At 69.6% G+C, this 22,726-nt stretch carries 21 protein-coding genes and 1 other annotated feature; of the genes, 14 read left to right on the top strand and 7 right to left on the bottom strand.

All coding sequences use genetic code 11. The features are described 5' to 3' along the window. Positions 1-10: 10 nt before the first annotated feature. Positions 11-4,639, top strand: a complete 4,629-nt coding sequence (locus FHY03_RS07005; RefSeq protein WP_183929706.1) for an NAD-glutamate dehydrogenase domain-containing protein — start codon at positions 11-13, stop codon at positions 4,637-4,639. Positions 4,640-4,805: 166 nt separating this feature from the next. Here FHY03_RS07005 and FHY03_RS07000 read toward each other — a convergent pair whose 3' ends face one another. Continuing rightward, positions 4,806-6,296 carry a SulP family inorganic anion transporter gene (locus FHY03_RS07000; RefSeq protein ID WP_183929704.1) on the bottom strand — a complete coding sequence of 497 codons (1,491 nt, stop codon included), beginning with the start codon at positions 6,294-6,296 and terminating at the stop codon, positions 4,806-4,808. Positions 6,297-6,356: 60 nt separating this feature from the next. Next, positions 6,357-6,412: a sequence feature (sul1 is cis-regulatory element that is thought to sense ions involved in sulfur or methionine metabolism; They are found in Alphaproteobacteria), on the bottom strand. Between the two features lie 221 nt (positions 6,413-6,633). Between FHY03_RS07000 and FHY03_RS06995 the strand changes: the two genes are divergently transcribed. Next, a complete protein-coding gene (locus tag FHY03_RS06995; RefSeq protein ID WP_260158757.1) occupies positions 6,634-7,062 on the top strand; it encodes a GNAT family acetyltransferase in 429 nt (142 codons plus the stop codon). Positions 7,063-7,083: 21 nt separating this feature from the next. Here FHY03_RS06995 and FHY03_RS06990 read toward each other — a convergent pair whose 3' ends face one another. Genes FHY03_RS06990 through FHY03_RS06965 form a run of 6 tightly spaced genes read right to left on the bottom strand, consistent with a single transcriptional unit; the run spans position 7,084 to position 11,539 of the window. Next, positions 7,084-7,344, bottom strand: coding sequence for a ribbon-helix-helix domain-containing protein (locus FHY03_RS06990; protein ID WP_183920739.1), 261 nt, complete (start codon positions 7,342-7,344; stop codon positions 7,084-7,086). Next, complete coding sequence (gene cobT / locus FHY03_RS06985) at positions 7,341-9,167, bottom strand: cobaltochelatase subunit CobT (RefSeq protein ID WP_183920740.1); 1,827 nt, start codon at positions 9,165-9,167, stop codon at positions 7,341-7,343. The genes FHY03_RS06990 and cobT overlap by 4 nt, the downstream gene beginning before the upstream one ends. Then, positions 9,167-9,529, bottom strand: a complete 363-nt coding sequence (locus FHY03_RS06980; RefSeq protein WP_221190041.1) for a DUF5615 family PIN-like protein — start codon at positions 9,527-9,529, stop codon at positions 9,167-9,169. Before FHY03_RS06980 ends, cobT begins: the two co-directional genes overlap by 1 nt. A 2-nt stretch (positions 9,530-9,531) precedes the next feature. Continuing rightward, complete coding sequence (locus FHY03_RS06975) at positions 9,532-9,762, bottom strand: DUF433 domain-containing protein (RefSeq protein WP_183929700.1); 231 nt, start codon at positions 9,760-9,762, stop codon at positions 9,532-9,534. 18 nt (positions 9,763-9,780) lie between these two features. Further along, on the bottom strand, positions 9,781-10,785 hold the full coding sequence (cobS, locus tag FHY03_RS06970; protein ID WP_183929698.1) for a cobaltochelatase subunit CobS: 1,005 nt from the start codon (positions 10,783-10,785) through the stop codon (positions 9,781-9,783). A 58-nt stretch (positions 10,786-10,843) separates the two neighbouring features. Beyond that, positions 10,844-11,539 (bottom strand): winged helix-turn-helix transcriptional regulator, encoded by a 696-nt coding sequence (locus FHY03_RS06965; RefSeq protein ID WP_183920744.1) that lies wholly within the window; start codon positions 11,537-11,539, stop codon positions 10,844-10,846. A 62-nt stretch (positions 11,540-11,601) separates the two neighbouring features. Between FHY03_RS06965 and FHY03_RS06960 the strand changes: the two genes are divergently transcribed. The 12 genes from FHY03_RS06960 (at position 11,602) to FHY03_RS06910 (ending at position 22,726) form a co-directional block, all read left to right on the top strand. Further along, positions 11,602-12,033, top strand: a complete 432-nt coding sequence (locus FHY03_RS06960; RefSeq protein WP_183929696.1) for a VOC family protein — start codon at positions 11,602-11,604, stop codon at positions 12,031-12,033. Continuing rightward, on the top strand, positions 12,011-12,139 hold the full coding sequence (locus tag FHY03_RS20995) for a hypothetical protein (protein WP_260158756.1): 129 nt from the start codon (positions 12,011-12,013) through the stop codon (positions 12,137-12,139). The genes FHY03_RS06960 and FHY03_RS20995 overlap by 23 nt, the downstream gene beginning before the upstream one ends. A 142-nt stretch (positions 12,140-12,281) precedes the next feature. Then, positions 12,282-12,974, top strand: a complete 693-nt coding sequence (locus FHY03_RS06955; protein ID WP_183920746.1) for a glutathione S-transferase family protein — start codon at positions 12,282-12,284, stop codon at positions 12,972-12,974. Beyond that, positions 12,971-13,690: a DUF1428 domain-containing protein gene (locus tag FHY03_RS06950; protein ID WP_183929694.1), complete on the top strand. Its 720-nt coding sequence runs from the start codon at positions 12,971-12,973 to the stop codon at positions 13,688-13,690. Before FHY03_RS06955 ends, FHY03_RS06950 begins: the two co-directional genes overlap by 4 nt. A gap of 11 nt (positions 13,691-13,701) precedes the next feature. Next, positions 13,702-14,478 (top strand): VOC family protein, encoded by a 777-nt coding sequence (locus tag FHY03_RS06945; protein ID WP_183929692.1) that lies wholly within the window; start codon positions 13,702-13,704, stop codon positions 14,476-14,478. Continuing rightward, positions 14,478-14,948, top strand: coding sequence for a VOC family protein (locus FHY03_RS06940; protein WP_183929690.1), 471 nt, complete (start codon positions 14,478-14,480; stop codon positions 14,946-14,948). Before FHY03_RS06945 ends, FHY03_RS06940 begins: the two co-directional genes overlap by 1 nt. A 131-nt stretch (positions 14,949-15,079) precedes the next feature. Then, positions 15,080-15,862 (top strand): succinate dehydrogenase iron-sulfur subunit, encoded by a 783-nt coding sequence (locus tag FHY03_RS06935; protein ID WP_132907670.1) that lies wholly within the window; start codon positions 15,080-15,082, stop codon positions 15,860-15,862. A gap of 273 nt (positions 15,863-16,135) precedes the next feature. Next, positions 16,136-17,230 (top strand): cell division protein ZapE, encoded by a 1,095-nt coding sequence (zapE, locus tag FHY03_RS06930; protein ID WP_183930357.1) that lies wholly within the window; start codon positions 16,136-16,138, stop codon positions 17,228-17,230. Between the two features lie 126 nt (positions 17,231-17,356). Next, entirely contained in the window at positions 17,357-18,322 is a 966-nt protein-coding gene (mdh, locus tag FHY03_RS06925) for a malate dehydrogenase (RefSeq protein WP_132907668.1), read from the top strand. Between the two features lie 53 nt (positions 18,323-18,375). Further along, on the top strand, positions 18,376-18,672 hold the full coding sequence (locus FHY03_RS06920; protein ID WP_183929689.1) for a GIY-YIG nuclease family protein: 297 nt from the start codon (positions 18,376-18,378) through the stop codon (positions 18,670-18,672). Positions 18,673-18,738: 66 nt separating this feature from the next. Further along, on the top strand, positions 18,739-19,629 hold the full coding sequence (gene sucD / locus FHY03_RS06915) for a succinate--CoA ligase subunit alpha (RefSeq protein ID WP_132907666.1): 891 nt from the start codon (positions 18,739-18,741) through the stop codon (positions 19,627-19,629). 124 nt (positions 19,630-19,753) lie between these two features. Beyond that, positions 19,754-22,726, top strand: a complete 2,973-nt coding sequence (locus FHY03_RS06910) for a 2-oxoglutarate dehydrogenase E1 component (protein ID WP_183920753.1) — start codon at positions 19,754-19,756, stop codon at positions 22,724-22,726.

The raw sequence follows: 22,726 nt of genomic DNA, 5'->3' as shown, positions 1-22,726 counted from the left end.
AGCGCGGGTCATGGTCGAGAAGTCTCTGCAGAAACTGTCTGCCGCGCTCGCGGCGCGGCTCACCCATCGCGCGCTTCCCGGGGAGATCGCCGGCTTCGGCGAGGACAAGCAGGCCGAGGCGGCCGCCTTCCTGGCCGAGACCGCGGCGCAGCGCGCGCCCGGCACCGCCGCACTCGCGCTCGAGCAACTGCCCGGCGACGGCGCGCGCCGCCGCATGCGGCTCGCCATCGTCAACGACGACATGCCCTTCCTGGTCGACTCGGTCGCCGCCGCGATCGGCGACCGCGACATCGCGGTCGATCGCGTGATCCACCCCGTCATCCGCGTGTCGCGCGACGTCGACGGCACGCTGACCGCGATCGAAGAGGCCGGTGGACATGCCGAGTCGATGATCTACGTCGAGCTCGAGCGCGTCGACGCCAAGGACCGGCGCGCGCTGACCGACGAGATCGAGCGGCTGCTGCGCGACGTGCGCGTGGCGGTGGGCGACTGGCGCCAGATGCAGGCCGCGCTCGCCGCCGACGCGGGCATGCTCGACGACACCGGGCACGATCCCGAGGGCGCCAACCTGCTGCGCTGGTTCCTCGACCGCCATTTCACGCTGCTGGGCCATGAGCGCTGGCACGTCGACGGCCGCGCCGACGCGGCCGAACCGCTCGGCATCGCACGCAACGAGCATGAGGTGCCGCTGCTCGCCGAGCGCTCGCGCCGGCTCGCGGTGGAATACTTTACCGCCGGCAACGCCGCGCCGCTGCTGCTCAAGTCGAGCCTGATCTCTCCCGTGCACCGGCGCGTCCCGCTCGACCTGCTGGTGGTGCCGCTCGTCACCGGCGGCACGGTGACAGGGCTGTCGATCCACGCCGGCCTGTGGACGTCGGCAGCGCTCAATGCGCCGCCACGCAGCGTGCCCGTGCTGCGCCAGCGACTGGCGGCGAGCGAGGCCAAGTTCGGCTTCGATCCCGCCGGCCACACCGGCAAGGCGCTGACCCACGCGATCGCGACGCTGCCGCACGACCTGATGATCGCGGTTGACGCCGCGGGGATGGAGGAGCTGGCGCTCACCGCGATGAGCCTCGCGGACCGGCCCCGCCCCAAGCTGGTGCTCGCGCGCTCGCCGCTCGGCCGCCATCTCTACGCCTTCGTCTGGCTGCCGCGCGACGAGATGACGACCGCGCGCCGCGTCGCGATCGGCGACATGCTGGCGGAAGAGGCCAATGGCCAGATCCTCAACTGGACCACCAGCGTCGAGGACAGCCGCACCGCGCTGCTGCGCTACACCATCGACCTGCGCGGCGCCGGCCGCCTGCCCGATGCCTCGCTGCTCGACGCGCGGCTGGAGAAGATGGTGCGCGGCTGGGCGCCCTCGATCGAAGCGGCGCTCGCCGACGAGGTCGGGCCCGCGCGCGCCGCGCGGCTGGCGCTGCGTCACGCCGCCGCCTTCCCGCCGCGCTATCGCACCGGCGCCACCCCCGACGAGGCGGCGCGCGACATCGTCGCGATCGCCAACTTGGTCGACACCGCCGACCGCGAGGTGCGCTTCACCGCGGGCGGCGACGGCATGCTCCACCTCAAGGTGTATCGCCAAGGCGGGCCGCTGGCGCTGTCCGACGCGGTGCCCGCGCTGGAGCATTTCGGCTTCCGCGTGATCGAGGAGATGCCGACTGGGCTTACCGACGAGGAACGCTCCTCGATCCACGACTTCACGCTCGAGACCGCGGCCGACGTGCCCGCGGTGCTCGCCGCGGCGGACACGCTGCAGGAGGCGCTCGCGCAGGTGCTTGAAGGCCGGGCCGAGGATGATGGGTTTAATCGCCTCATGCTGGAGGCGGGGCTCTCCCCGTCGGCGGTCGTGCTGTTCCGCGCCTGGTTCCGCTACCTGCGCCAGGCCGGGATGAGCTATGGCATGGCCACGGTGGTGGAGACGCTGACGCGCGCGCATCATGTCACCAAGGCGCTGGTCGAGCTGTTCGCGGCGCGCCACGATCCCGCCGGCGGGCGCGATGCCGAGGCCGCAGTCGCCGCGATCGACGCCGGGCTCGACGCGGTCACCGGCATCGACGACGACCGCATTCTGCGTGCCTTCCGCGCCGTGATCGACGCGACGCTGCGCACCAACGCCTATACCGAGGCCGCGAGCGAGGCGCTGGCGTTCAAGCTCGACAGCGCCCGGATCCCTGGCCTGCCCGCGCCGCTGCCGTGGCGCGAGGTCTGGGTCTATTCGCCGCGGGTCGAGGGCATCCACCTGCGCGCCGGCCCGGTCGCGCGCGGCGGCCTGCGCTGGTCCGACCGGCGCGACGATTTCCGCACCGAGATCCTCGGCCTGATGAAGGCGCAGCGCGTCAAGAACGCGGTGATCGTGCCGACCGGCGCCAAAGGCGGCTTCTACGCCAAGCAGCTGCCCGCACCGGGCAACCGTGACGCGTGGCTGGCGGAGGGCACCGAGGCCTATCGGATCTTCATCCGCACCCTGCTGTCGATCACCGACAATATCGTCGGCGGCGAGGTGGTGCATCCCGACGGCGTCGTCGTCCACGACGGCGACGACCCCTATTTCGTCGTCGCCGCCGACAAGGGCACCGCGACCTTCAGCGACGTCGCCAACGCCATCGCGCTGGAGCGCGGCTTTTGGCTCGGCGACGCCTTCGCCAGCGGCGGGTCGCAGGGTTACGACCACAAGGCGATGGGCATCACCGCCAAGGGCGCGTGGGTCTCGGTACAGCGCCATTTCGCCGAGCGCGGGCTGAACGTGCAGACGCAGACGATCCGCGTCGTCGGCTGCGGCGACATGTCGGGCGACGTGTTCGGCAACGGCATGCTGCTGTCCAAGGCGATCCGGTTGGTCGCCGCCTTCGACCACCGCCACATCTTCCTCGACCCCGATCCGGACGCCGCGGCGAGCTGGGCCGAGCGCGACCGCCTGTTCGCGCTGCCGCGGTCGAGCTGGGCCGACTACGACACTGCTTTGATCTCGCCAGGCGGCGGCGTGTTCGCGCGCGACATGAAGTCGATCCCGCTCTCGCCCGCGGTGCGCGCCGCGCTGGGCGTCGAGGCGGAGCGGCTCGAGCCGACCGCGCTGATCTCGGCGATCCTCAAGAGCCCGGTCGACCTGATCTGGTTCGGGGGCATCGGCACCTATGTGAAGGCCGCGTCCGAGAACAACGCCACCGTCGGCGATCCCGCCAACGACCGGCTCCGCGTCGACGCCGAGGAGCTGCGCGCCACCGCGATCGGCGAGGGCGCGAACCTCGGCGTCACCCAGGCCGCGCGGATCGCCTTCGCGGCGAGAGGCGGCCGGATCAACACCGACTTCATCGACAATTCGGCGGGCGTCGACTGCTCGGACAATGAGGTCAACATCAAGATCGCGCTCAACCGCGAGATGATCGAGGGCCGGCTCGCGTTCGACGACCGCAACGCGCTGCTCGGCACGATGACCGACGACGTCGCGCGACTGGTGCTGGAAGACAATCGGCTCCAGACGCTGGCGCTGTCGATCGCCGAAGGCGGCGGGGTGCAGGCGCTGCCCAGCTACGTTCGACTGATCGAGGTGTTCGAGGAGAGTGGCCGGCTCGACCGCCGCGTCGAGGGGCTCGGCAGCAACACCGACCTGCTCCGCCGCGGCAGCGACGCGCGCGGGCTCACCCGCCCCGAGCTGGCGGTGCTGCTCGCCACCGCCAAGCTCGCGCTGCAGGACGCGATCGAGCATTCGGCGCTGGGCGCGGATCCGGCGCTCGCCGAGGACCTTCACGCCGCCTTCCCGCCCGCGATGCGCGAGCGCTTCGCCGCCGCGATCGACGCGCACCGGCTTCGCCCGCAGATCGTCGCCACCAAGCTGGCCAACCGCGTCATCAATCGCATCGGCATCCTCCACCCGTTCGAGCTGGCCGAGGAGGAGGGCGCGACGCTCGCCGACATCGCGGCGATGTTCGTGGTGGTGGAGCGCCAATTCGGGCTCGCCGCGCTGTGGCACGCGATCGAGACGGAACCGATGCCCGAGAGCGGCCGAATCGCGCTGTTCGACGAGACCGCGGTGGCGGTGCGCTCGCAGGTCGCCGACCTGCTGCGCACCACCGCCCCCGCCACGCCCCCCTCCGCGGTGCTGGCACGGCTGTCGGCGGGGATCGAGCGGCTCGATGTCGCCGCGGGCGAGCTGCTGCTCGACGAGGCACGCGCGCACTCCCGCCGCATCGCCGACACGCTCGAGCAGGCCGGCGCGCCGCATGATCTCGCCACCCGCGTGGTGCGGTTGTTCGAGCTGGACGGCGCGGTCGGGCTCGCCGACCTGGGCGAGCGTGCCGGGATCGAGGAGACGCGGCTGGCACGCGCCTTCACGCGGCTCGGTCAGGCGCTGGGGCTCGACTGGGCACAGTCGACCGCGACGCGCATCTCGCCGAGCGACCCATGGGAGCGGCTGCTGATCGCCGGACTGGCGCGCGACTTCCAGCAGCTGCGGCTCGATTTCCTCGGCCGCGGCGGGGCGAGCGATCCGGAGGCGCTTGTCGCCGACTGGCTCGGGCGTAACGGCGCGCGCGTGGCGCAGTTCCGCGCGGTGATCGACCGCGCGCGCAACGCGCAGGCGCCGAACGCCGCCATGCTGGCGCAGATCGCGAGCCAGGCGCGGGTGCTGCTGGGGCGGTAGGAAAGCGCGAGGTCGCCCGAGATTCCTCCCGGTAAGGGGAGTGCGGGCGAAGCGCGACCGAGGGGTGTCGCCGCTGGTGAGTCCGCCGATACTCATCGCCGGGGTCACCCCTCGGTCAGGCCTGCGGCCTGCCGCCTCCCCTTCTGGGGAAGGATGTCCAGCCCCTTCAGTGCGGCACCACGCCCAGCTCCACCCCGGTCTTGTCATGCAAGGCGAAGCGGTCGACGAGGTCGGCGCTGGCGCGGTTATAGCCGGTCACTTCGACGACGCGCCCGTCGCGCCGCAGCCGCGCCACCACCTTGTCGAGTGCCGCCACGCCGGAAATGTCCCAGAAATGCGCGCCGCCGACATCGATCGTGACGTGGTGCGCGCTGTCCTCCGCCTGGAAGGCGCGGGTGAAGCGATCGACCGAGGCGAAGAAGATCTCACCCGTCACGCGATAGGTCGCGTGCTCGCCCGTTCCGAGGCGCTCGACCGAGAACAGCCGCTGCACCTTGCCCGCGAAGAAGACGCCCGAGAGCAGCACGCCGGCCAGGACGCCGAGCGAGAGGTCGCGCGTGGCCACCACCACCGCGACCGTCACCAGCATCACCACCGACGAGGTCGGCGGATGGCGGCGCAGGTTGGGGATCGAGTTCCAGCTGAACGTGCCGATCGACACCATGATCATCACCGCGACCAGGGCCGGCATCGGCACGCGCCCGACCCAGGGCCCCAGCACCGCGAGCAGGAACAAGAGAAAGGCGCCCGCGACGAAGGTCGACAGGCGCCCCCGCCCGCCCGAGGTGACGTTGATCACCGACTGCCCGATCATCGCGCAGCCGCCCATGCCGCCGAACAGCGCGGCGACGACGTTGGCGCCGCCCTGTCCCGCGCACTCGCGGCGCTTGTCGCTGTCGGTGTCGGTCATGTCGTCGACGATCTGCGCGGTCAGCAGCGACTCGAGCAGGCCCACCGCCGCCATCGTCAGCGAATAGGGCAGGATGATCCGCACCGTCTCGAGCGTGAGCGGCACCTGCGGCAGCGCGAGGCTGGGCAGCCCCTCGGGCAGCCGGCCCATGTCGCCGACGGTGTTGACGTGCAACCCCAGTGCCACGCTGATGACGCTGAGCACCAGGATCGCGACCAGCGGCGACGGCACCGCGCGCGTCAGCCGCGGCAGCCCGTAGATGATCGCGAGACCGCCCGCGACGAGCGCGTAGCTCACCCAGCTCACCCCGGTGAGCTGCGGCAGCTGCGCGAGGAAGATCAGGATGGCGAGCGCGTTGACGAACCCGGTGATGACCGAGCGCGAGACGAACTGCATAACCAGATCGAGCCTTAGCAGGCCGGCGGCGATCTGGATCAGCCCCATCAGGATCGTCGCGGCGAACAGATAGTCGACGCCGTGTGCGCGAACGAGCGGGCCGACCACCACTGCCACCGCGGCGGTAGCGGCGGAGACCATGCCGGGGCGGCCGCCGATCAGCGCGATCGTCATCGCGATCGCGACCGAGGCGTAGAGCCCGACGCGCGGGTCGACCCCGGCGATGATCGAGAAGCCGATCGCCTCGGGGATGAGCGCGAGCGCGACGACGATGCCTGCGAGCACGTCTCGGCGGGCGGCGGCGCTGTCAGTGAACCACTCGCGGCGGTAGGTAGAAAGCGAGAACGTCATTCAAGAATCCACAACAGGGCACGCGCGCGCCAGCGCGGGCGCGAGAGGTTCGGTGCGTTGTGTTGTCCGGCGGATCGGCGGCCGGAAGAGCCACCCGGATTCTCACCGGGTCCTTGCGAATGCGCGCCCCTTAGGCCGTGACGGTCGTGCTGGCAAGCCGGGGTGCTCGGTGCCCCCCGGTCGCTCGAGGACAGGCGCGCTGAGTCCGATCCGCGGCTTGCGGAACACGAGCGTGCCCCTGCAAAAGCAGGAGCCCAGTGTCACGATCGCTATTCTCGCGGCCCTGGACTCCGGCGTTCGCCAGAGCACGCTTCAGCTTCAATGGATCAGACCCTAGATGATGCCGATGCCCTTCCACATTCGCGACGCCACGGCAGAGGACGAAGACCAGGTCATCGCGCTCTGGCGCATCTGCGGGCTGGTCGCACTCCACAACGACCCCTTCGCGGACTTCCGCTTCGCCGTCGCCGGGCCTGCCTCCACGGTGCTGGTCGCGCTCGCTGACGACCTGATCGTCGCCAGCGCGATGGTCGGCCATGACGGTCATCGCGGCTGGCTCTATTATGTCGCGTGCGCGCCCGGGCGTCGCCGTGAGGGACTGGGCAGCAGCGTCGTCGCGGCCGGCGAAAAGTGGCTTTGCGCCCGAGGCGTCGCCAAGGTGCAGCTGATGGTACGCCAGACCAACGCCGCGGTCGTGCCCTTCTACGAGCAGCTCGGCTACGAGGACATGCCGCGCGTTCTGATGAGCAAATGGCTGAGCACCTGAGACATCGCGCCGCCGCGATGCTCACTCGGCTCGCTCGACGCCGCCCGCCTCCACCATCAGCCATGTCCGCAGCGCGCTCGCGAGATTGGCCGGCTCTGGCTCTTGCACTCGTAACGCGTCCAACTCCGCCACCAGCGCGGAGAGCGGCAGCCCCCGCACCGCTGCGGCGCGCTCGAGTGCCGACCAGAACACCGGCTCGAGGCTGATCGAGGTCTGGTGGCCCGCGATCGTGATCGAGCGCTTGACCGGACCGACGAAGCCGCCCGGCGGCCCAGCGATCACTCGGCGTCGAACAGCGCGGCGAGCTGCTCGATGATCGTGCCGCCGAGCTGCTCCGCGTCCATGATCGTCACCGCGCGGCTGTAGTAGCGGGTGACGTCGTGGCCGATGCCGATCGCGACCAGCTCGACCGACGACTTCTTCTCGATCCAGCCGATCACCTGGCGCAGGTGGCGCTCCAGGTAGGAACCGGTGTTGACGCTCAGTGTGGAGTCGTCGACCGGCGCACCGTCCGAGATCACCATCAGGATGCGGCGCTCCTCGGGCCGGGCGAGCATGCGCGCGTGCGCCCATAGCAACGCCTCGCCGTCGATGTTCTCCTTGAGCAGCCCCTCGCGCATCATCAGCCCGAGCGCGTTGCGCGCGCGCCGCCACGGCTCGTCCGCCTTCTTGTAGACGATGTGGCGCACGTCGTTGAGCCGGCCGGGCTGCGGCGGGCGCCCCGCGGCGAGCCAGGTCTCGCGGCTCTGCCCGCCCTTCCAAGCGCGCGTGGTGAAGCCGAGGATCTCGGTCTTCACGCCGCAGCGCTCGAGCGTGCGCGCCAGGATGTCGGCGCTGATCGCCGCGATCGAGATCGGGCGGCCGCGCATCGAGCCCGAGTTGTCGATCAGCAGCGTCACCACCGTGTCGCGGAACTCGGTGTCGCGCTCCACCTTGTAGCTGAGCGACTGGGTCGGGTTGACCACCACGCGCGCCAGGCGCGCGGCGTCGAGCAGCCCCTCGTCCTGGTCGAAGTCCCAGGAGCGCGACTGCTGCGCCATCAGCCGGCGCTGCAAGCGATTGGCGAGCCGCGACACCGCCGACTGGAGGTGCACCAGCTGCTGGTCGAGATAGCCGCGCAGCCGGGCCAGCTCGTCGCTGTCGCACAGGTCGGTCGCGGCGATCACCTCGTCGAACTGGGTCGTCCACACGCGATAGTCGAAGTCGGGGCCGAGATCCGCGCTGGGACGGTTGGGGCGGACCGGCTGCATCCCCTCCTCGCCGTCGTCGCCGGGCTCGCCCTCGGCGTCGTCGTCGAGGTCGTCGCCCTCAAGCTGCTCGCTCTCGCCCTCGCTCGACTCGTCGTCGCGCTGCTGACCGCGCGCCTCCACCTCGGACTCGCCCTCGCTGCCCTCGGCGTCGCCCTCGTCGGGCTGGTCGGTGTCCTGCCCCTCCTCGCCCTCTTCCTCGTCGCCACCTTCGTCGCTCTGCTCGGGGGTGCGATCGCCCTCGACCAGCTCAAGGTCCTCGAGCAGCTTGCGCGCGAGCCCCTGGAAGGCGCGCTGGTCGTCGAGCGCGAGCGCCAGCGCGGCGAGGTCGGCGCGCTCCTCCACCCACTCGCGCACCAGCGCCAGCCCAGGCTCGGTCGCGACCGGCGGACGCTCGCCGGTGAGCGCCTCGCGCACCATCAGCCCGAGCGCGGTGGCGAGCGGCACCTCGCTGCGGTTGCGCGCGCGCAGGATCGGATCGGCGCGCAGTCGCACGTCCAGCGCGGTGGCTAGGTTTGCCGTGATGCCCTGGTAACCGCGGCTGCCGAGCGCCTCGACGCGCGCGTCCTCGATCGCGTCATAGACGCCGCGCGCGGTAGCGTCGTCGGGCGCGCCGCGGGCGTGCAGCGCCATGTCGTGGTGGCGGAGGCGCAACGCGAACGAGTCGGCGAAGCCGCGCGCCTCGGCGACCTGGTCGGCGGGCAAGGTGCGCGCCGGCATCGGCACGCGCAGGTGCTTGCCCGACTGCGCCGGCGCGTCGGCAGTGAAGGCGAGCTCCACCTCAGCCTCGTCGGACAGCGCGCGGGCGGTGCCGCCGAGCACGGACTTGAAGCGGTCGAGCGGGGTATCGGTGGCCATTAGCGACGCAGCGGCAGGAGAGAGACGCGCGCGCGGCGTACGTCCAAGGTAAGGAGCGCCCCCGCGGCAATCTCAAATCCGAACTGGTCGAAGGCGTCGATGACGGCGCCGCTCGCCTGCTCGGGCAAAACCGCGTCGCCGCGCAATTGGATCACGCTCGGCCCTCGCGCGCCAGTCGCGGCCAGGATCGCGCCGAAATCGAGATCGTGCGTGAGAACCAGCGCGCCTTCGGACAGCGCGTGTTGCATGATCGTGGAGTCACTCGCGTCCGGCGCGCCGAGCGCAGACCAATGCGCCGCCGCAATGCCGTGACGGGAGAGCGCTCCGATCCGGCGGGGAGAGAGGTTCATGTCAACGATCACCCTCATGCATGACGTAGCGCGACGTCGTGCTCCTCCGCGCGCCACGCGGCATAGCGCAACGCCTGGAGCACGTCCTCGCGCTCGAGATAAGGATAGTTGTCGAGCAATGCCTCGATGGACCGACCCGACCCGATCTGGCCGACAACCATCCCTACCGTCACGCGCATGCCGCGAATGCACGGCTTGCCGCCCATCACACGCTCGTCGAACGTGATCCGGTCGAGATCGGTCATCGCTCGCATCGCCTCACCTCACGCCTTCGCCGCGACGCTCTCCGGCAGGTCCTTGCCGAACACGCGCTGGTAATATTCGGCGACCAGGGCACGCTCGGCCTCGTCGCACTTGTTGAGGAACGACAGCCGGAACGCAAAGCCGACGTCGCCGAAGATCAGCGCGTTCTGCGCCCAGCTGATCACCGTGCGCGGGCTCATCACGGTCGAGATGTCGCCGTTGACGAAACCGCGCCGCGTCAGGTCGGCGACCCGCACCATGTTCTCGACCAGCTTCTTGCCCTCGGGCTTGTCATACTCGCCCGACTTGGCGAGCACGATATTGGCCTCGGTCGCGGCGGGCAGATAGTTGAGCGTGATGACCACGTTCCAGCGATCCATCTGGCCCTGGTTGATCTGCTGCGTGCCGTGATAGAGCCCGCTGGTATCGCCCAGCCCGACCGTGTTCGCGGTCGCGAACAGCCGGAACCACGGGTTCGGCCGGATCACGCGGTTCTGGTCGAGCAGCGTCAGCTTGCCCTCGGTCTCGAGCACGCGCTGGATCACGAACATCACGTCGGGCCGGCCGGCGTCATATTCGTCGAACACCAGCGCGGTCGGCGTCTGCAGCGCCCAGGGTAGCAGGCCCTCGCGGAACTCGGTGACCTGCTGGCCGTCGCGCAGCACGATCGCGTCGCGGCCGACCAGGTCGATGCGGCTGATGTGCGCGTCCAGGTTGATGCGGATACACGGCCATTTCAGCCGCGCCGCCACCTGCTCAATATGGCTCGACTTGCCGGTGCCGTGATAGCCCTGCACCATCACGCGGCGGTTGTGCGCGAAGCCAGCGGCGATCGCGAGCGTGGTGTCGGGATCGAACACATAGGCTGGGTCGAGGTCGGGGACGCGCTCGTCGGCCTCGCTGAACGCCGGCACCTGCATGTCGCTGTCGATGCCGAACAGGTCGCGCACGCTGACCATCTTGTCGGGCGCGTCGAGGATGGTCGTGTCGCGGCTGTCGGGCTGGGTATTGGGCAGATCGGTCATTCGCGGGCACGCCGTTCGCTGGAGGATGCCGTTCCAGTGGGAACGGAACGCACTCGCGTCAACCCGCCGCGGGCGCCGCGGTTGCCTTGGCCGGCAGGTGGAACAGGTCGATGAACGCCTCGGCCGCGGCGCGATCGCCGCCGAAGCGCAGGCTGCCCGCCGCCTCGGCCGCGGCGATCGGCAGCTTGCCGTAGACGATCGCGGCCATGGTCTGCGGGTCGGTGTCGAACACCGCGTCGCCGAAGGCGGGCGCGCGCTCGATCGGCAGCGCGCCGTCGGCGAGTCGCGCCACGAACGAGTCGCGTCCGAACAGGAAGCCGATCGTCATTGGCCCCGATGCGCGCGCGGGATCGACCATCGTGCGCAGCGACATCATCATCGAGGCGGCGGACAAGGGCAGCGTCGGGTCGTGGTCGGGCGAGCGCGCCGCCCAGCGCCCCAGCGTCATGATCGCTGGCTCGGCCTCATAGCCCCATTCGGTGAGCGCGTAGCCGGCAGCACGGCCAGGCAGCTCGACCTTCGCCACCACCGCTGTCGCCGCGAGCCGCTCGAGCCGCTGCGTCAGCACGTTGGCGCTGATCCCGGGCAGGCCGACGCGCAGTTCGGTGAAGCGGCGCGGGCCGAACATGAGCTCGCGCACGATCAGCAGCGCCCAGCGCTCGCCGAGCAGCTCCATCGCCAGCGCGGTACCGCAGGCGTCGTCGTACCAGCGCTCGCGCGCCATCGGCCTTTTTGTTACATTTTCTAACTTCATGGTTGCTTTAACTAACCACGCGAAGCAGGATCGCACAAGGGAAGAGCGAGGGAGATCGCACCATGGAGAGGGTGATTTTCGTGAACCTGCCGGTGGCCGACGTGGCCGCGTCGACCCGCTTCTACGAGGCGCTGGGCTTCGTACGAAATCCGGACTTCTCGAATGACCAGGCGTCCGGGATGGTCTGGTCGGACTCGATCTGGGTGATGCTGCTCGGGCACGATTTCTACCGCACCTTCACGCCCAAGACGATCGCGGACACGCGCAGCACCAGCGCTGCGCTGCTCTGCCTCTCCTGCGCATCGCGCGACGAGGTCGACCAGCTCGGCGCGGCGGCGCTGGCGGCGGGCGGGCGCGAGCTGCACGGCGCTGATGACCGCGGCTTCATGTACGGCCGCGCCTTCGACGATCTCGACGGCCACGGCTGGGAAGTGATGCACATGGACGCGAACGCCAAGCCGGCCGAGCAGCATGAGGCCGCGGTGCCGGCCTGAGCCGGGCGCCGCGCGGCGCGCGCTCGACCGGCCGCTGCCGCTCGCGCTGGCCGCCTTCGCGCTGACCGCCGCGCTGCTCTGGCAGGCAGCCGCCATCGGCGGCTGACGAGACAATGGATAGTAGAAGACCGTCATCCCGGCTTCGAGCCGGGATCCATGGTCCCGCGGACGAGACGGTCGTAGCGTGCGCGGCGCGATGGCTGCCGGGTCGAGCCCGGCATGACGGGGAAGCCAGAGGAGAGGCTCCCATGCAACCCGTGATCACCGCGTTCGACTGGGTCCCCGATTTCGCGCGCGGCCAGGTGCGCGATCTGCGCGTGCGCTGGGCCTTGGAGGAGGTCGGTCAGCCCTATCGCGTGCGCTATCTCGCGCAGGGCGAGCAGAAGGCGGCGCCGCACCGCGCGCGCCAGCCGTTCGGCCAAGTGCCGACCTATGAGGAGGGCGAGCTCGTGCTCTACGAGTCGGGCGCGATCGTGCTGCACCTCGCCGACAGTCGCGACGGGCTGCTGCCCGACGATCGCCTCGGTCGCGCGCGCGCCACCGAATGGGCTTTCGCCGCGCTTAACACGGTCGAGCCGCCGATCATGGACCATGCGATCGCCACTTTGTTCGAGGCGGACCAGCCCTGGTCTAGGCCGCGCCTGCCAGCGGTAGAGGCGCGCATCGCCGAGCGGCTCGGCGAGGTGGCGGCGCGACTGGGTGAGCGCGAATGGTATGATGGCGCCTTCTCCGCGGGCGACCTGCTGATGGTGGCGGTGCTGCGCATCCTGCGCGACCACCCATTGCTCGCCGCGCGGCCGACGCTCGCCGCTTATGTCGCGCGCGGCGAGGCGCGGCCCGCGTTCCGCCGCGCGCTCGCCGACCAGCTGGCGGGCTTCACCGGATGCCCGCCCCCGGGCTTCGCCGAGTGGATCGCTAAGCGCGCGGAGCAGCTCGCATGAGCTATATCGACGGCTTCATCACGCCGGTCGCCACCGCGGCGCGCGAGCGCTTCGCCGAGCACGCGCGCGTCGCCGCGGCGATCGTGCGCGAGCATGGCGCCCGCCGCGTGGTCGACACCTGGGGCGAGGACGTGCCCGCGGGCGAGCGCAACGACATTGCGGGCGCGGTACGGCTCGGCGCCGGTGAGACGGCCAGCTTCGGCTGGATCGAGTTCACCGACCGCGCCGCGCGGGACGCCTTCGGCGAGGCGATCGTCACCGACGAGCGGCTCGCCGCGCTCGGCCTGCCGCCATTCGATGTCTCGCACATGATCCTCGGCGGCTTCGAGGTGATCGTCGACACCGGGCGCGGCGCCGCACCAGGCTTCGTCGACGGCTATGTCCTGCCGGTGCCGCTGACGCGCCGCGCCGACTATGTGGCGCTGGCGGAGGCGGCGTCGCCGGTGTTCCTCGACCATGGCGCGATCCGTCACGTCGAGGCGTGGGGCGACGACCTCCCCGCCGGCGAGACGGTCGACTTTCGCCGCGCCGCACTCGCGGAGAAGGAGGAGAGCGTCGTCTTCTCCTGGGTCGAATGGCCCGACCGCGCCACCCGCGATCGCGCGACCCCGCCGGTGATGGCGGACGAGCGGATGGCGAAGCTGCTGCTCACGCCACTCCCCTTCGACGGCAAGCGCATGATCTACGGCGGTTTCGCCGTGCTCAACGAGCATTGAGGAGGAAGAGGATGACCGACCGGGAAGGACTGCCGATCTGGTACGAGCTGCTCGCCCGCGATCCCGACGCGGCGGAGCGTTTCTACACGCACGTGCTGGGCTGGTCGGTGGAGCGACCGCAGCTCGCCGCCGCGCCCGACTATCGCGTGCTCGCCGCGCCCGACGGCGACGGTGTCGCGGGGCTGATGGCGGTGCCGTCGGGAGCGCCGATGGCGCCGGGCTGGCTGGTCTACCTCGCCGTCGACGAGGTAGACGCGACGGTAGAGCGGGTCACCGCCGCGGGCGGTGCGGTGACGATGCCGGCGACCGACATTCCCGACGTCGGGCGGATCGCGCTGGTGGCGGACCCGGACGGCACGCCCTTCTACGTCATGCGCGGCGACGACGAAGGATCGCGCGCCTTCCGCAGCGCCGATACCGCCACCGCAGGCCACGCGGTGTGGAACGAGCTGACCGCGCCGGACCAGAACGCCGCGCTCGCCTTCTACGCCGGGCTGTTCGGCTGGCGGCACGAGGGCGCGATGCCGATGGGCGAGCTCGGCGACTATAAGTTCGTCCACTCAGGCACGATCTGCCTCGGCGCGACGATGAACAGCTTCGCCGGCAAGCGCCCGGGCTGGCAGTTCTACTTCATGGTCGACGACGTCGACGCCGCGGCAGAGCGGCTGACCGGCGCGGGCGGGCGCGTGATCCAGGGGCCGGACGAGATCCCTGGCGGCAGCTTCTCGGTGGTCGCGGCCGACCCGGAGGGCGCGGCGTTCGGCTTCGTCGGCGAGCGGCGGGCGTGATGGACAAGGTGTCGGTATGGCTGTGGTGCGACGGCACCGCGGAGGAGCAGGCCGCCTTCTACACCGGGCTGGTTCCCGGCAGCGCGATTACGGCGGTGTCGCGGGCGCCGGCGGACTATCCGGCGGGCAAGGCAGGTGACGTGCTCACCGTCACCTTCACGCTCGCGGGGCGATCGTTCGCGATGCTCAACGGCGGTGCCGGTCCGACGCACAGCGAGGCGATGTCGCTCCAGGTCGACTGCATCGACCAGACCGAGGTCGACCGCTGCTGGGACGCGATCCTGGCGAACGGCGGCACCGAGGTGGCGTGCGGCTGGATCAAGGACCGATGGGGCGTGGCGTGGCAGATCGTGCCGCGTCGCCTCACCGAGCTGATGCAGGATCCGGTGCATGGGTCCAAGGCGATGCAGGCGATGATGACCATGACCCGGATCGATGTCGCGGCGCTGGAGCGCGCGATCGCCTCTTGAGCGCGCAGCCATAATCTCTAGGTAGGCGGCATTGGTCACGTTTGCGCCCAGCCCCGCGATCGTGTACCCGCCCCACGAACGGCGCCGGTGCGCCTCCTGTGCGCCGACGGCCCAACGAAGTAGAGACCCGCATGGCCGAGTTCACGCTCCCCAAGAACAGCAAGATCAAGGGCGGCCGCAAGGTCGCCTCGCCGCAGCCGGGCGGGACGATGCGCAACTTCAAGGTCTATCGCTACGATCCCGACTCGGGCGAGAACCCGCGCTACGACACGTTCGAGGTCAATCTCGACGAATGCGGCCCGATGGTCCTCGACGCGCTGATCAAGATCAAGTCGGAGCAGGACAGCTCGCTGACCTTCCGGCGTTCGTGCCGCGAGGGCATCTGCGGCTCGTGCTCGATGAACATCGACGGCCGCAACGGCCTGGCCTGCACCACCGCGATCGAGGACGTGAAGGGCGAGATCAAGATCACGCCGCTGCCTGCGATGGACGTGATCAAGGACCTCGTGCCCGACTTCACGCGCTTCTACGCGCAATACGCCTCGATCACCCCGTGGCTGCAGACGGTGACGCCGCCGCCCGCGGGCAAGGAGCGGCTCCAGTCGCCTGAGGAGCGCGCCAAGCTCGACGGCCTGTACGAGTGCATCCTCTGCGCCTGCTGCTCGACCTCTTGCCCGAGCTATTGGTGGAATTCGGACAAGTTCCTCGGCCCGGCGATCCTGCTCCAGGCCTATCGCTGGCTCGCCGACAGCCGCGACGAGATGACCGGCGAGCGGCTGGATGCGCTGGAGGATCCGTTCCGCCTGTATCGCTGCCACACGATCATGAACTGCGCCAACGTCTGTCCCAAGGGTCTGTCGCCCGCCAAGGCGATCGCCGAGATCAAGAAGATGGAAGTCGAACGGATCGTCTGATCGGCGGTAGCGATCGCTGACCTTCGCGTCGCTTCCCATCGTGCCCCGGCGAAAGCCGGGGCCCAGTTGGGCGACGGTGGTGTGTCTCACAGCGGCTATTCCACCTGGGCCCCGGCCTCCGCCGGGGCACGACGTGGGCGAGCACCCACCGCCACAACAGGTCAGCTCTGCTCCGCCCGCGCCACACAACGTCACCGTCGCGAGGCTTGATCCCCTCGCCCGCTGTCCCCACAGACGTCACCATGCTGCGGTGCAGCGCCGCGAAGGGTGACGATGGGAAAAGTAAGTGACGCATACCGGCGCCTGATCGCCGACGACGAGCTCCGCCCCGATCCCGAGCAGGAAGCCGCCGCGTTGCGGCTCGACACGCTCGCGCAGGAGCTGGAGAAGCCCCGCACGATCGGCCTGTTCCGCCGCCGGCGCGTTCCCGCCAAGGGCGTGTATCTGTGGGGCGACGTCGGCCGCGGCAAGTCGATGTTGATGGACCTGTTCTTCGCCAACGTCGCGGTGGCGAAAAAGCGCCGCGTCCATTTCGCCGAGTTCATGCTAGAGGTGCACGCGCGCATCGCGGTCGAGCGGCGCAAGGAGGAAGGCGACCCGATCCTCCCCGTCGCGGAGGCGCTCGCCGACGAGGCGCAGCTGCTCGCCTTCGACGAGATGATGGTGACCAACTCGCCCGACGCGATGATCCTGTCGCGGCTGTTCACCGCGCTGATCGAGGCCGGCGTGACCGTCGTCACCACCTCCAACCGCGCCCCCGCCGACCTCTACAAGAACGGCCTCAACCGAGAGCATTTCCTCGGCTTCATCGCGCTGATCCAGGAGCGGCTCGACGTGCTCGCGCTCAACGGCCCGGTCGATTACCGCCGCGACCGGCTGGGTGCACACAAGACCTGGCTCGTCCCCAACGGTGAGCAGGCCACGGCGGAGCTCTCCGCCGCTTTCTACCGCCTCACCGACTATCCGCCTGAGGACCGCGACCACGTCCCCAGCGAGGAGCTGGTGGTGCAGGGCCGCACGTTGCGCGTTCCCAAGACGCTCAAGGGCGTGGCGGTGTTCGCCTTCAAGAAATTGTGCGGCGAGGCGCGTGGGGCGGCCGACTATCTCGCGGTCGCGCGGCGCTATCACACCGTCATCCTCGTCGGCATCCCGATCCTCGGCCCGGACAACCGCAACGAGGCCGCGCGCTTCGTCGCGCTGATCGACGCGCTGTACGAGCACAAGGTCAAGCTGCTCGCCGCCGCCGACGCCGAGCCGGACCAGCTCTACCCGCGCGGCGACGGCGCCTTCGAGTTCCGCCGCACCGCCAGCCGCCTTGAGGAGATGCGCTCCGAGAGCTACTTGAGCGAGGGCCATGGCACCGGCTAAGCCCTATTGCTCCTGCGAACGATGTGCAACTTAACTTTGGCCTGGGCCGTTTTAGCGGGTTGCCGGATGCGGCCGAAGGGCGTAGGCGGCTGTTCCATTCACGGCTCGGCATCAGAGAGGGATGGGATGGCCCGGAAAAAGATCGCGCTGATCGGCGCCGGTAATATCGGCGGCACGCTCGCGCACCTCGCAGCACTCAAGGGCCTGGGCGACATCGTCCTGTTCGACGTGGTCGAGGGCGTGCCCCAGGGCAAGGCGCTCGACCTCAGCCAGTGCGGTCCGGTCGAGGGCTTCGACGCCTCGATCAAGGGGTCAAACGACTATGCCGACATTGCTGGCGCCGACGTGATCATCGTCACCGCCGGTGTCGCGCGCAAGCCCGGCATGAGCCGCGACGACCTGCTCGGTATCAACCTCAAGGTGATGAAGGCGGTCGGCGAGGGCATCCGCGACAACGCGCCCGACGCCTTCGTGATCTGCATCACCAATCCGCTCGACGCGATGGTGTGGGCGCTGCGTGAGTTCTCCGGCCTGCCGCACCAGAAGGTGGTCGGCATGGCGGGCGTGCTCGATTCCGCGCGCTTCAGCCACTTCCTCGCCGAGGAGTTCGGCGTGTCGGTCAAGGACGTGAACACGTTCGTCCTCGGCGGTCACGGCGACACGATGGTGCCGGTGCTGGAATATTCGACCGTCAGCGGTATCCCGGTCAGCGACCTGATCGCGATGGGCTTCTCCACCAAGGAGAAGGTCGACGAGATCATCAAGCGGACGCGCGGCGGCGGCGGCGAGATCGTCGCGCTGCTCAAGACCGGCTCGGCCTATTACGCGCCGGCGACCAGCGGCATCGCGATGGCCGAGGCCTATCTCTACGACCAGAAGCGTATCCTGCCGGCGGCGGCGCATCTCTCCGGCCAGTACGGTATCGACGACCTGTACGTCGGCGTGCCGGTGGTGATCGGTGCGGGTGGCGTCGAGAAGATCGTCGAGGTCTCGCTCTCGGACGAGGCCAAGGCGAACCTCCAGGTCTCGGTCGACGCGGTCAAGGAACTGCTTGTGGCGTGCAAGGGCATCGACGGCTCGCTGGGGGCTTGAACGAATAGCTGTGCCCCGGCGAAGGCCGGGGCCCAGTTGGGAGAAGTCCCGAGGTGGAGAAGGCCGGCTTCGTCTACATCATGGCGAGCGGACGCAACGGCACGATCTACATCGGCGTCACCAGCGACCTGCCCAAACGTATCTGGGAGCATCGCAGCGGCGTCATCGGCGGCTTCACCAAGAAGCATCACTGTCATCGCCTCGTCTGGTATGAGGCGCATGAGAGCATCGAGGCAGCCCGACATCGCGAGCTGCAGATGAAGGAGTGGAAGCGGGCATGGAAGCTGCGCGAGATCGAAGGGTTCAATCCCGAGTGGGACGACCTGTACGATCGTATCGCGTCGTCATGACCGCCATTGCAACTGGGCCCCGGCCTTCGCCGGGGCACGTACATCGCCCGATCTAGGGAGACGGACTTGAGCATCCTCGTCGACAAGAACACCAAGGTCATCACCCAGGGGATGACCGGCAAGACCGGCACCTTCCACACCAAGGCGGCGCTGGACTATGGCACGCAGATGGTCGGCGGCGTGACGCCCGGCAAGGGCGGCACCACGCACGAGGAGCTCGGCCTGCCGAACTTCGACACCGTCGCCGAGGCGGTCGCCAAGACCGGCGCCACCGCGTCGGTGATCTACGTGCCGCCGCCCTTCGCCGCGGACTCGATCCTCGAGGCGATCGACGCCGAGGTGCCGCTGATCGTCGCGATCACCGAGGGCATCCCCGTGCTCGACATGGTCCGCGTCAAGCGCGCGCTGTCGGGCAGCAAGTCGCGACTGATCGGCCCGAACTGCCCGGGCGTGCTGACGCCGGGCGAGTGCAAGATCGGCATCATGCCGGGCAATATCTTCAAGAAGGGCTCGGTCGGCGTCGTGTCGCGCTCGGGCACGCTGACCTATGAGGCGGTGTTCCAGACCTCCAACGCCGGGCTCGGCCAGACCACCGCGGTGGGCATCGGCGGCGACCCGGTCAACGGCACCAACTTCATCGACGTGCTCGAGCTGTTCCTCGCCGACGAGGCGACCCAGTCGATCATCATGATCGGCGAGATCGGCGGCTCGGCCGAGGAAGAGGCAGCGCAGTTCCTCCGCGACGAGGCGAAGCGCGGCCGCAGCAAGCCGATGGCGGGCTTCATCGCGGGCCGCACCGCCCCCCCGGGGCGCCGCATGGGCCACGCCGGCGCGATTGTCTCGGGCGGCCAGGGCGGCGCCGAGGACAAGATCGCGGCGATGGAAGCGGCCGGCATCAAGGTCGCGGCGAGCCCCAGCGAGCTGGGCTCGACGCTGCTGAGCGTGCTCAATAAGTAATTGAACTGACGTCATCCCGACGCGGGTCGGGATCCAGGGCGGCCAGCGGGCCGTTCGCGGCCCTGGACCCCGGCTTCGCGCCGGGGTGGCGACCCCAATAGTCGAGCGGTCGAGGATGCGTGACATGGGCTACGAAGGCCAGGATTTCAGCGACATCGCGGGTAACGTCAGCCCGGCGTTCATCGACGCGCTCTACGCCCGCTTCAAGGAATCGCCCGACTCGGTCGAGACCGGCTGGCGCGGCTTCTTCGAGGGGCTGGAGGGGTCGATGAACGCGCCGTCGTGGCAGAGCAAGCGCTGGCCGCTCACCACCACCGACGACCTCACCGCCGGGCTCGACCCGACGCAGATGGAGCCCGCGCCCAAGCCCGCCAAGGGTGGCAAGCCCGCGCCCGCCGCGCCCGCGGCCCCTGCCCCGTCGCAGGACGCGATCGTCAAGGCCGCGGCGGACTCGATCCGCGCGCAGCTGCTGATCCGCACCTATCGGGTGCGCGGCCACCTCGCCGCCAATCTCGACCCGCTCGGCCTGTCCTCGGCGCGCGAGCTGCCCGCCGACCTCAAGACCGATTATCACGGCTTCTCCGACGCCGACATCGACCGCCCGGTCTATCTCGGCGGCTCGCTTGGGCTGCAATGGGCGACGATCCGCGAGGTCGTCGACACGCTCCGCGCCAATTACTGCGGCAACGTCGGCCTCGAATATATGCACATCGCCGACGTCGAGGAGCGCAAGTTCCTCCAAGAGCGGATGGAGGGCAAGGACAAGGGCGTCGAGTTCACCACCGCCGGCAAGAAGGCGATCCTTACCAAGGTGATCGAGGCCGAGCAGTGGGAGAAGTTCCTCGGCCGCAAGTATGTCGGGACGAAGCGCTTCGGGCTCGACGGCGGCGAGAGCATGATCCCCGCGCTCGAGAGCGTGATCAAGTACGGCGGCGCCGCGGGCGTCAACGAGATCGTGTTCGGCATGGCGCACCGCGGCCGGCTCAACGTGCTTGCCAACGTCATGGCCAAGCCGCTGCGCGTGATCTTCCACGAGTTCGCCGGCGGCTCGGCGCACCCCGATGACATCGGCGGCTCGGGTGACGTGAAGTACCACCTCGGCACCTCGACCGACCGCGAGTTCGACGGCCATCACGTCCATATGTCGCTGGTGGCGAATCCGTCGCACCTCGAGGCGGCGGATCCGGTGGTGCTCGGCAAGATCCGCGCGATCCAGACGATCGCCAAGGACCTCGACACGCACGCGCGCTCGCTGCCGGTGCTGATCCACGGCGACGCTGCCTTCGCGGGCCAGGGCATCGTCTGGGAGTGTTTCGGTTTTTCCGGGATCCGCGGCTACAACACCGGCGGCTGCGTCCACTTCGTCATCAATAACCAGATCGGCTTCACCACCAGCCCGCAGTTCGCGCGCTCGTCGCCCTACCCGTCGGACGTGGCCAAGGGCGTCCAGGCGCCGATCTTCCACGTCAACGGCGACGATCCCGAGGCGGTCACCTTCGCGACCAAGATCGCGATTGAGTATCGCCAGAAGTTCCACCGCGACGTCGTGATCGACATGTGGTGCTATCGCCGTTTCGGCCACAACGAGGGCGATGAGCCCGGCTTCACCCAGCCGCTGATGTACAAGGCGATCCGCAGCCACCCGCCGGTCAGCGAGATCTACGGCAAGCGGTTGATCGCCGAGGGCGTGGTCGACCAGGCCTTCATCGACGACAATGTCGGCCAGTTCACCACCCTGCTCGAGGGTGAGTTCGAGGCGGGCGCGAGCTACAAGCCCAACAAGGCGGACTGGTTCGCGGGCCGCTGGTCGGGGCTGCACGCGCCGGCCGACGCGGAGAGTTCGCGCCGTAGCGTCGACACCGGGATCGAGCAGAAACTGTTCGACTCGATCGGCCGCACGCTGACGACCGTCCCCGACAGCATCACGATCCACAAGACGCTCGCTCGCGTGCTCGACGCCAAGCGCCAGATGTTCACGACCGGTGAGAATTTTGACTGGGCGACGGGCGAGGCGCTGGCGTTCGGCTCGCTGCTCCACGAGGGCTATGGCGTGCGCCTGTCGGGCCAGGACTCAGGCCGCGGCACCTTCTCGCAGCGCCATGCCGTCTGGGTCGACCAGAACGACGAGCACAAGTACGTGCCGCTGTGGACGGTGCCGCACGGCAGCTTCGAGGTGCTCGACAGCCCGCTGTCCGAATATGGCGTGCTCGGCTTCGAGTACGGCTACGCGCTCGCCGATCCGAAGACCTTGGTGCTGTGGGAGGCGCAGTTCGGCGACTTCGTCAACGGCGCGCAGATCATGATCGACCAGTTCATCGCGGCGGGCGAGGCCAAGTGGCTGCGCGCCAATGGCTTGGTGATGCTGCTGCCGCACGGCTACGAGGGCCAGGGCCCGGAGCACAGCTCGGCGCGACCGGAGCGCTTCCTCCAGCTGTGCGCGGGCGACAACATCCAGGTCGCCAACTGCACCACGCCGGCGAACTATTACCATCTGCTGCGCCGGCAGATGCACCGCAACTTCCGCAAGCCGCTGGTGGTGTTCACCCCCAAGTCGCTGCTGCGCCACAAGCTGGCGGTCAGCAGTGCGGCGGACTTCGTCGGCGATACGCACTTCCGCCGCATCCTGTCGGACACCAACGGCGCGCCCGACGCGCAGACCAAGCGGCTGGTGCTGTGCACCGGCAAGGTGGCATACGACCTGATCGAGGCGCGCGACGCCGCGGGTGACACCGAGACGCAGATCGTCCGCATCGAACAGCTCTACCCCTTCCCGTCCGACGCGCTGGCCGAGCGGCTGTCGCGCCTGACCGCGCTGGAGGAAGTGATCTGGGCGCAGGAGGAGCCGCGCAACAACGGTTATTGGTTCTTCGTCGAGCCACTGATCGAGGAAGCGCTGGGCATGGCCAGGTCGCGCGTGGCGCGCCCGCGCTACGCCGGCCGCGCCGCCGCGGCCTCGCCCGCGACCGGCCTGATGAAGCGCCACCAGGCCGAGCAGGGCGCGCTGATCGCCGACGCGCTCGGGCATAACGTGCGCGACGAGATCCGCCGCACGCGCGAGCTCGACACCACCAAGAAGGCGGCGCAGCCGACCGCCTGA

The sequence above is a fragment of the Sphingomonas sp. BK345 genome, assembly GCF_014193845.1.
Lineage (GTDB): Bacteria > Pseudomonadota > Alphaproteobacteria > Sphingomonadales > Sphingomonadaceae > Sphingomonas.
The sequence above is the reverse complement of the archived record's forward strand: the minus strand, read 5'-3'. Positions and strand labels throughout refer to the sequence as shown.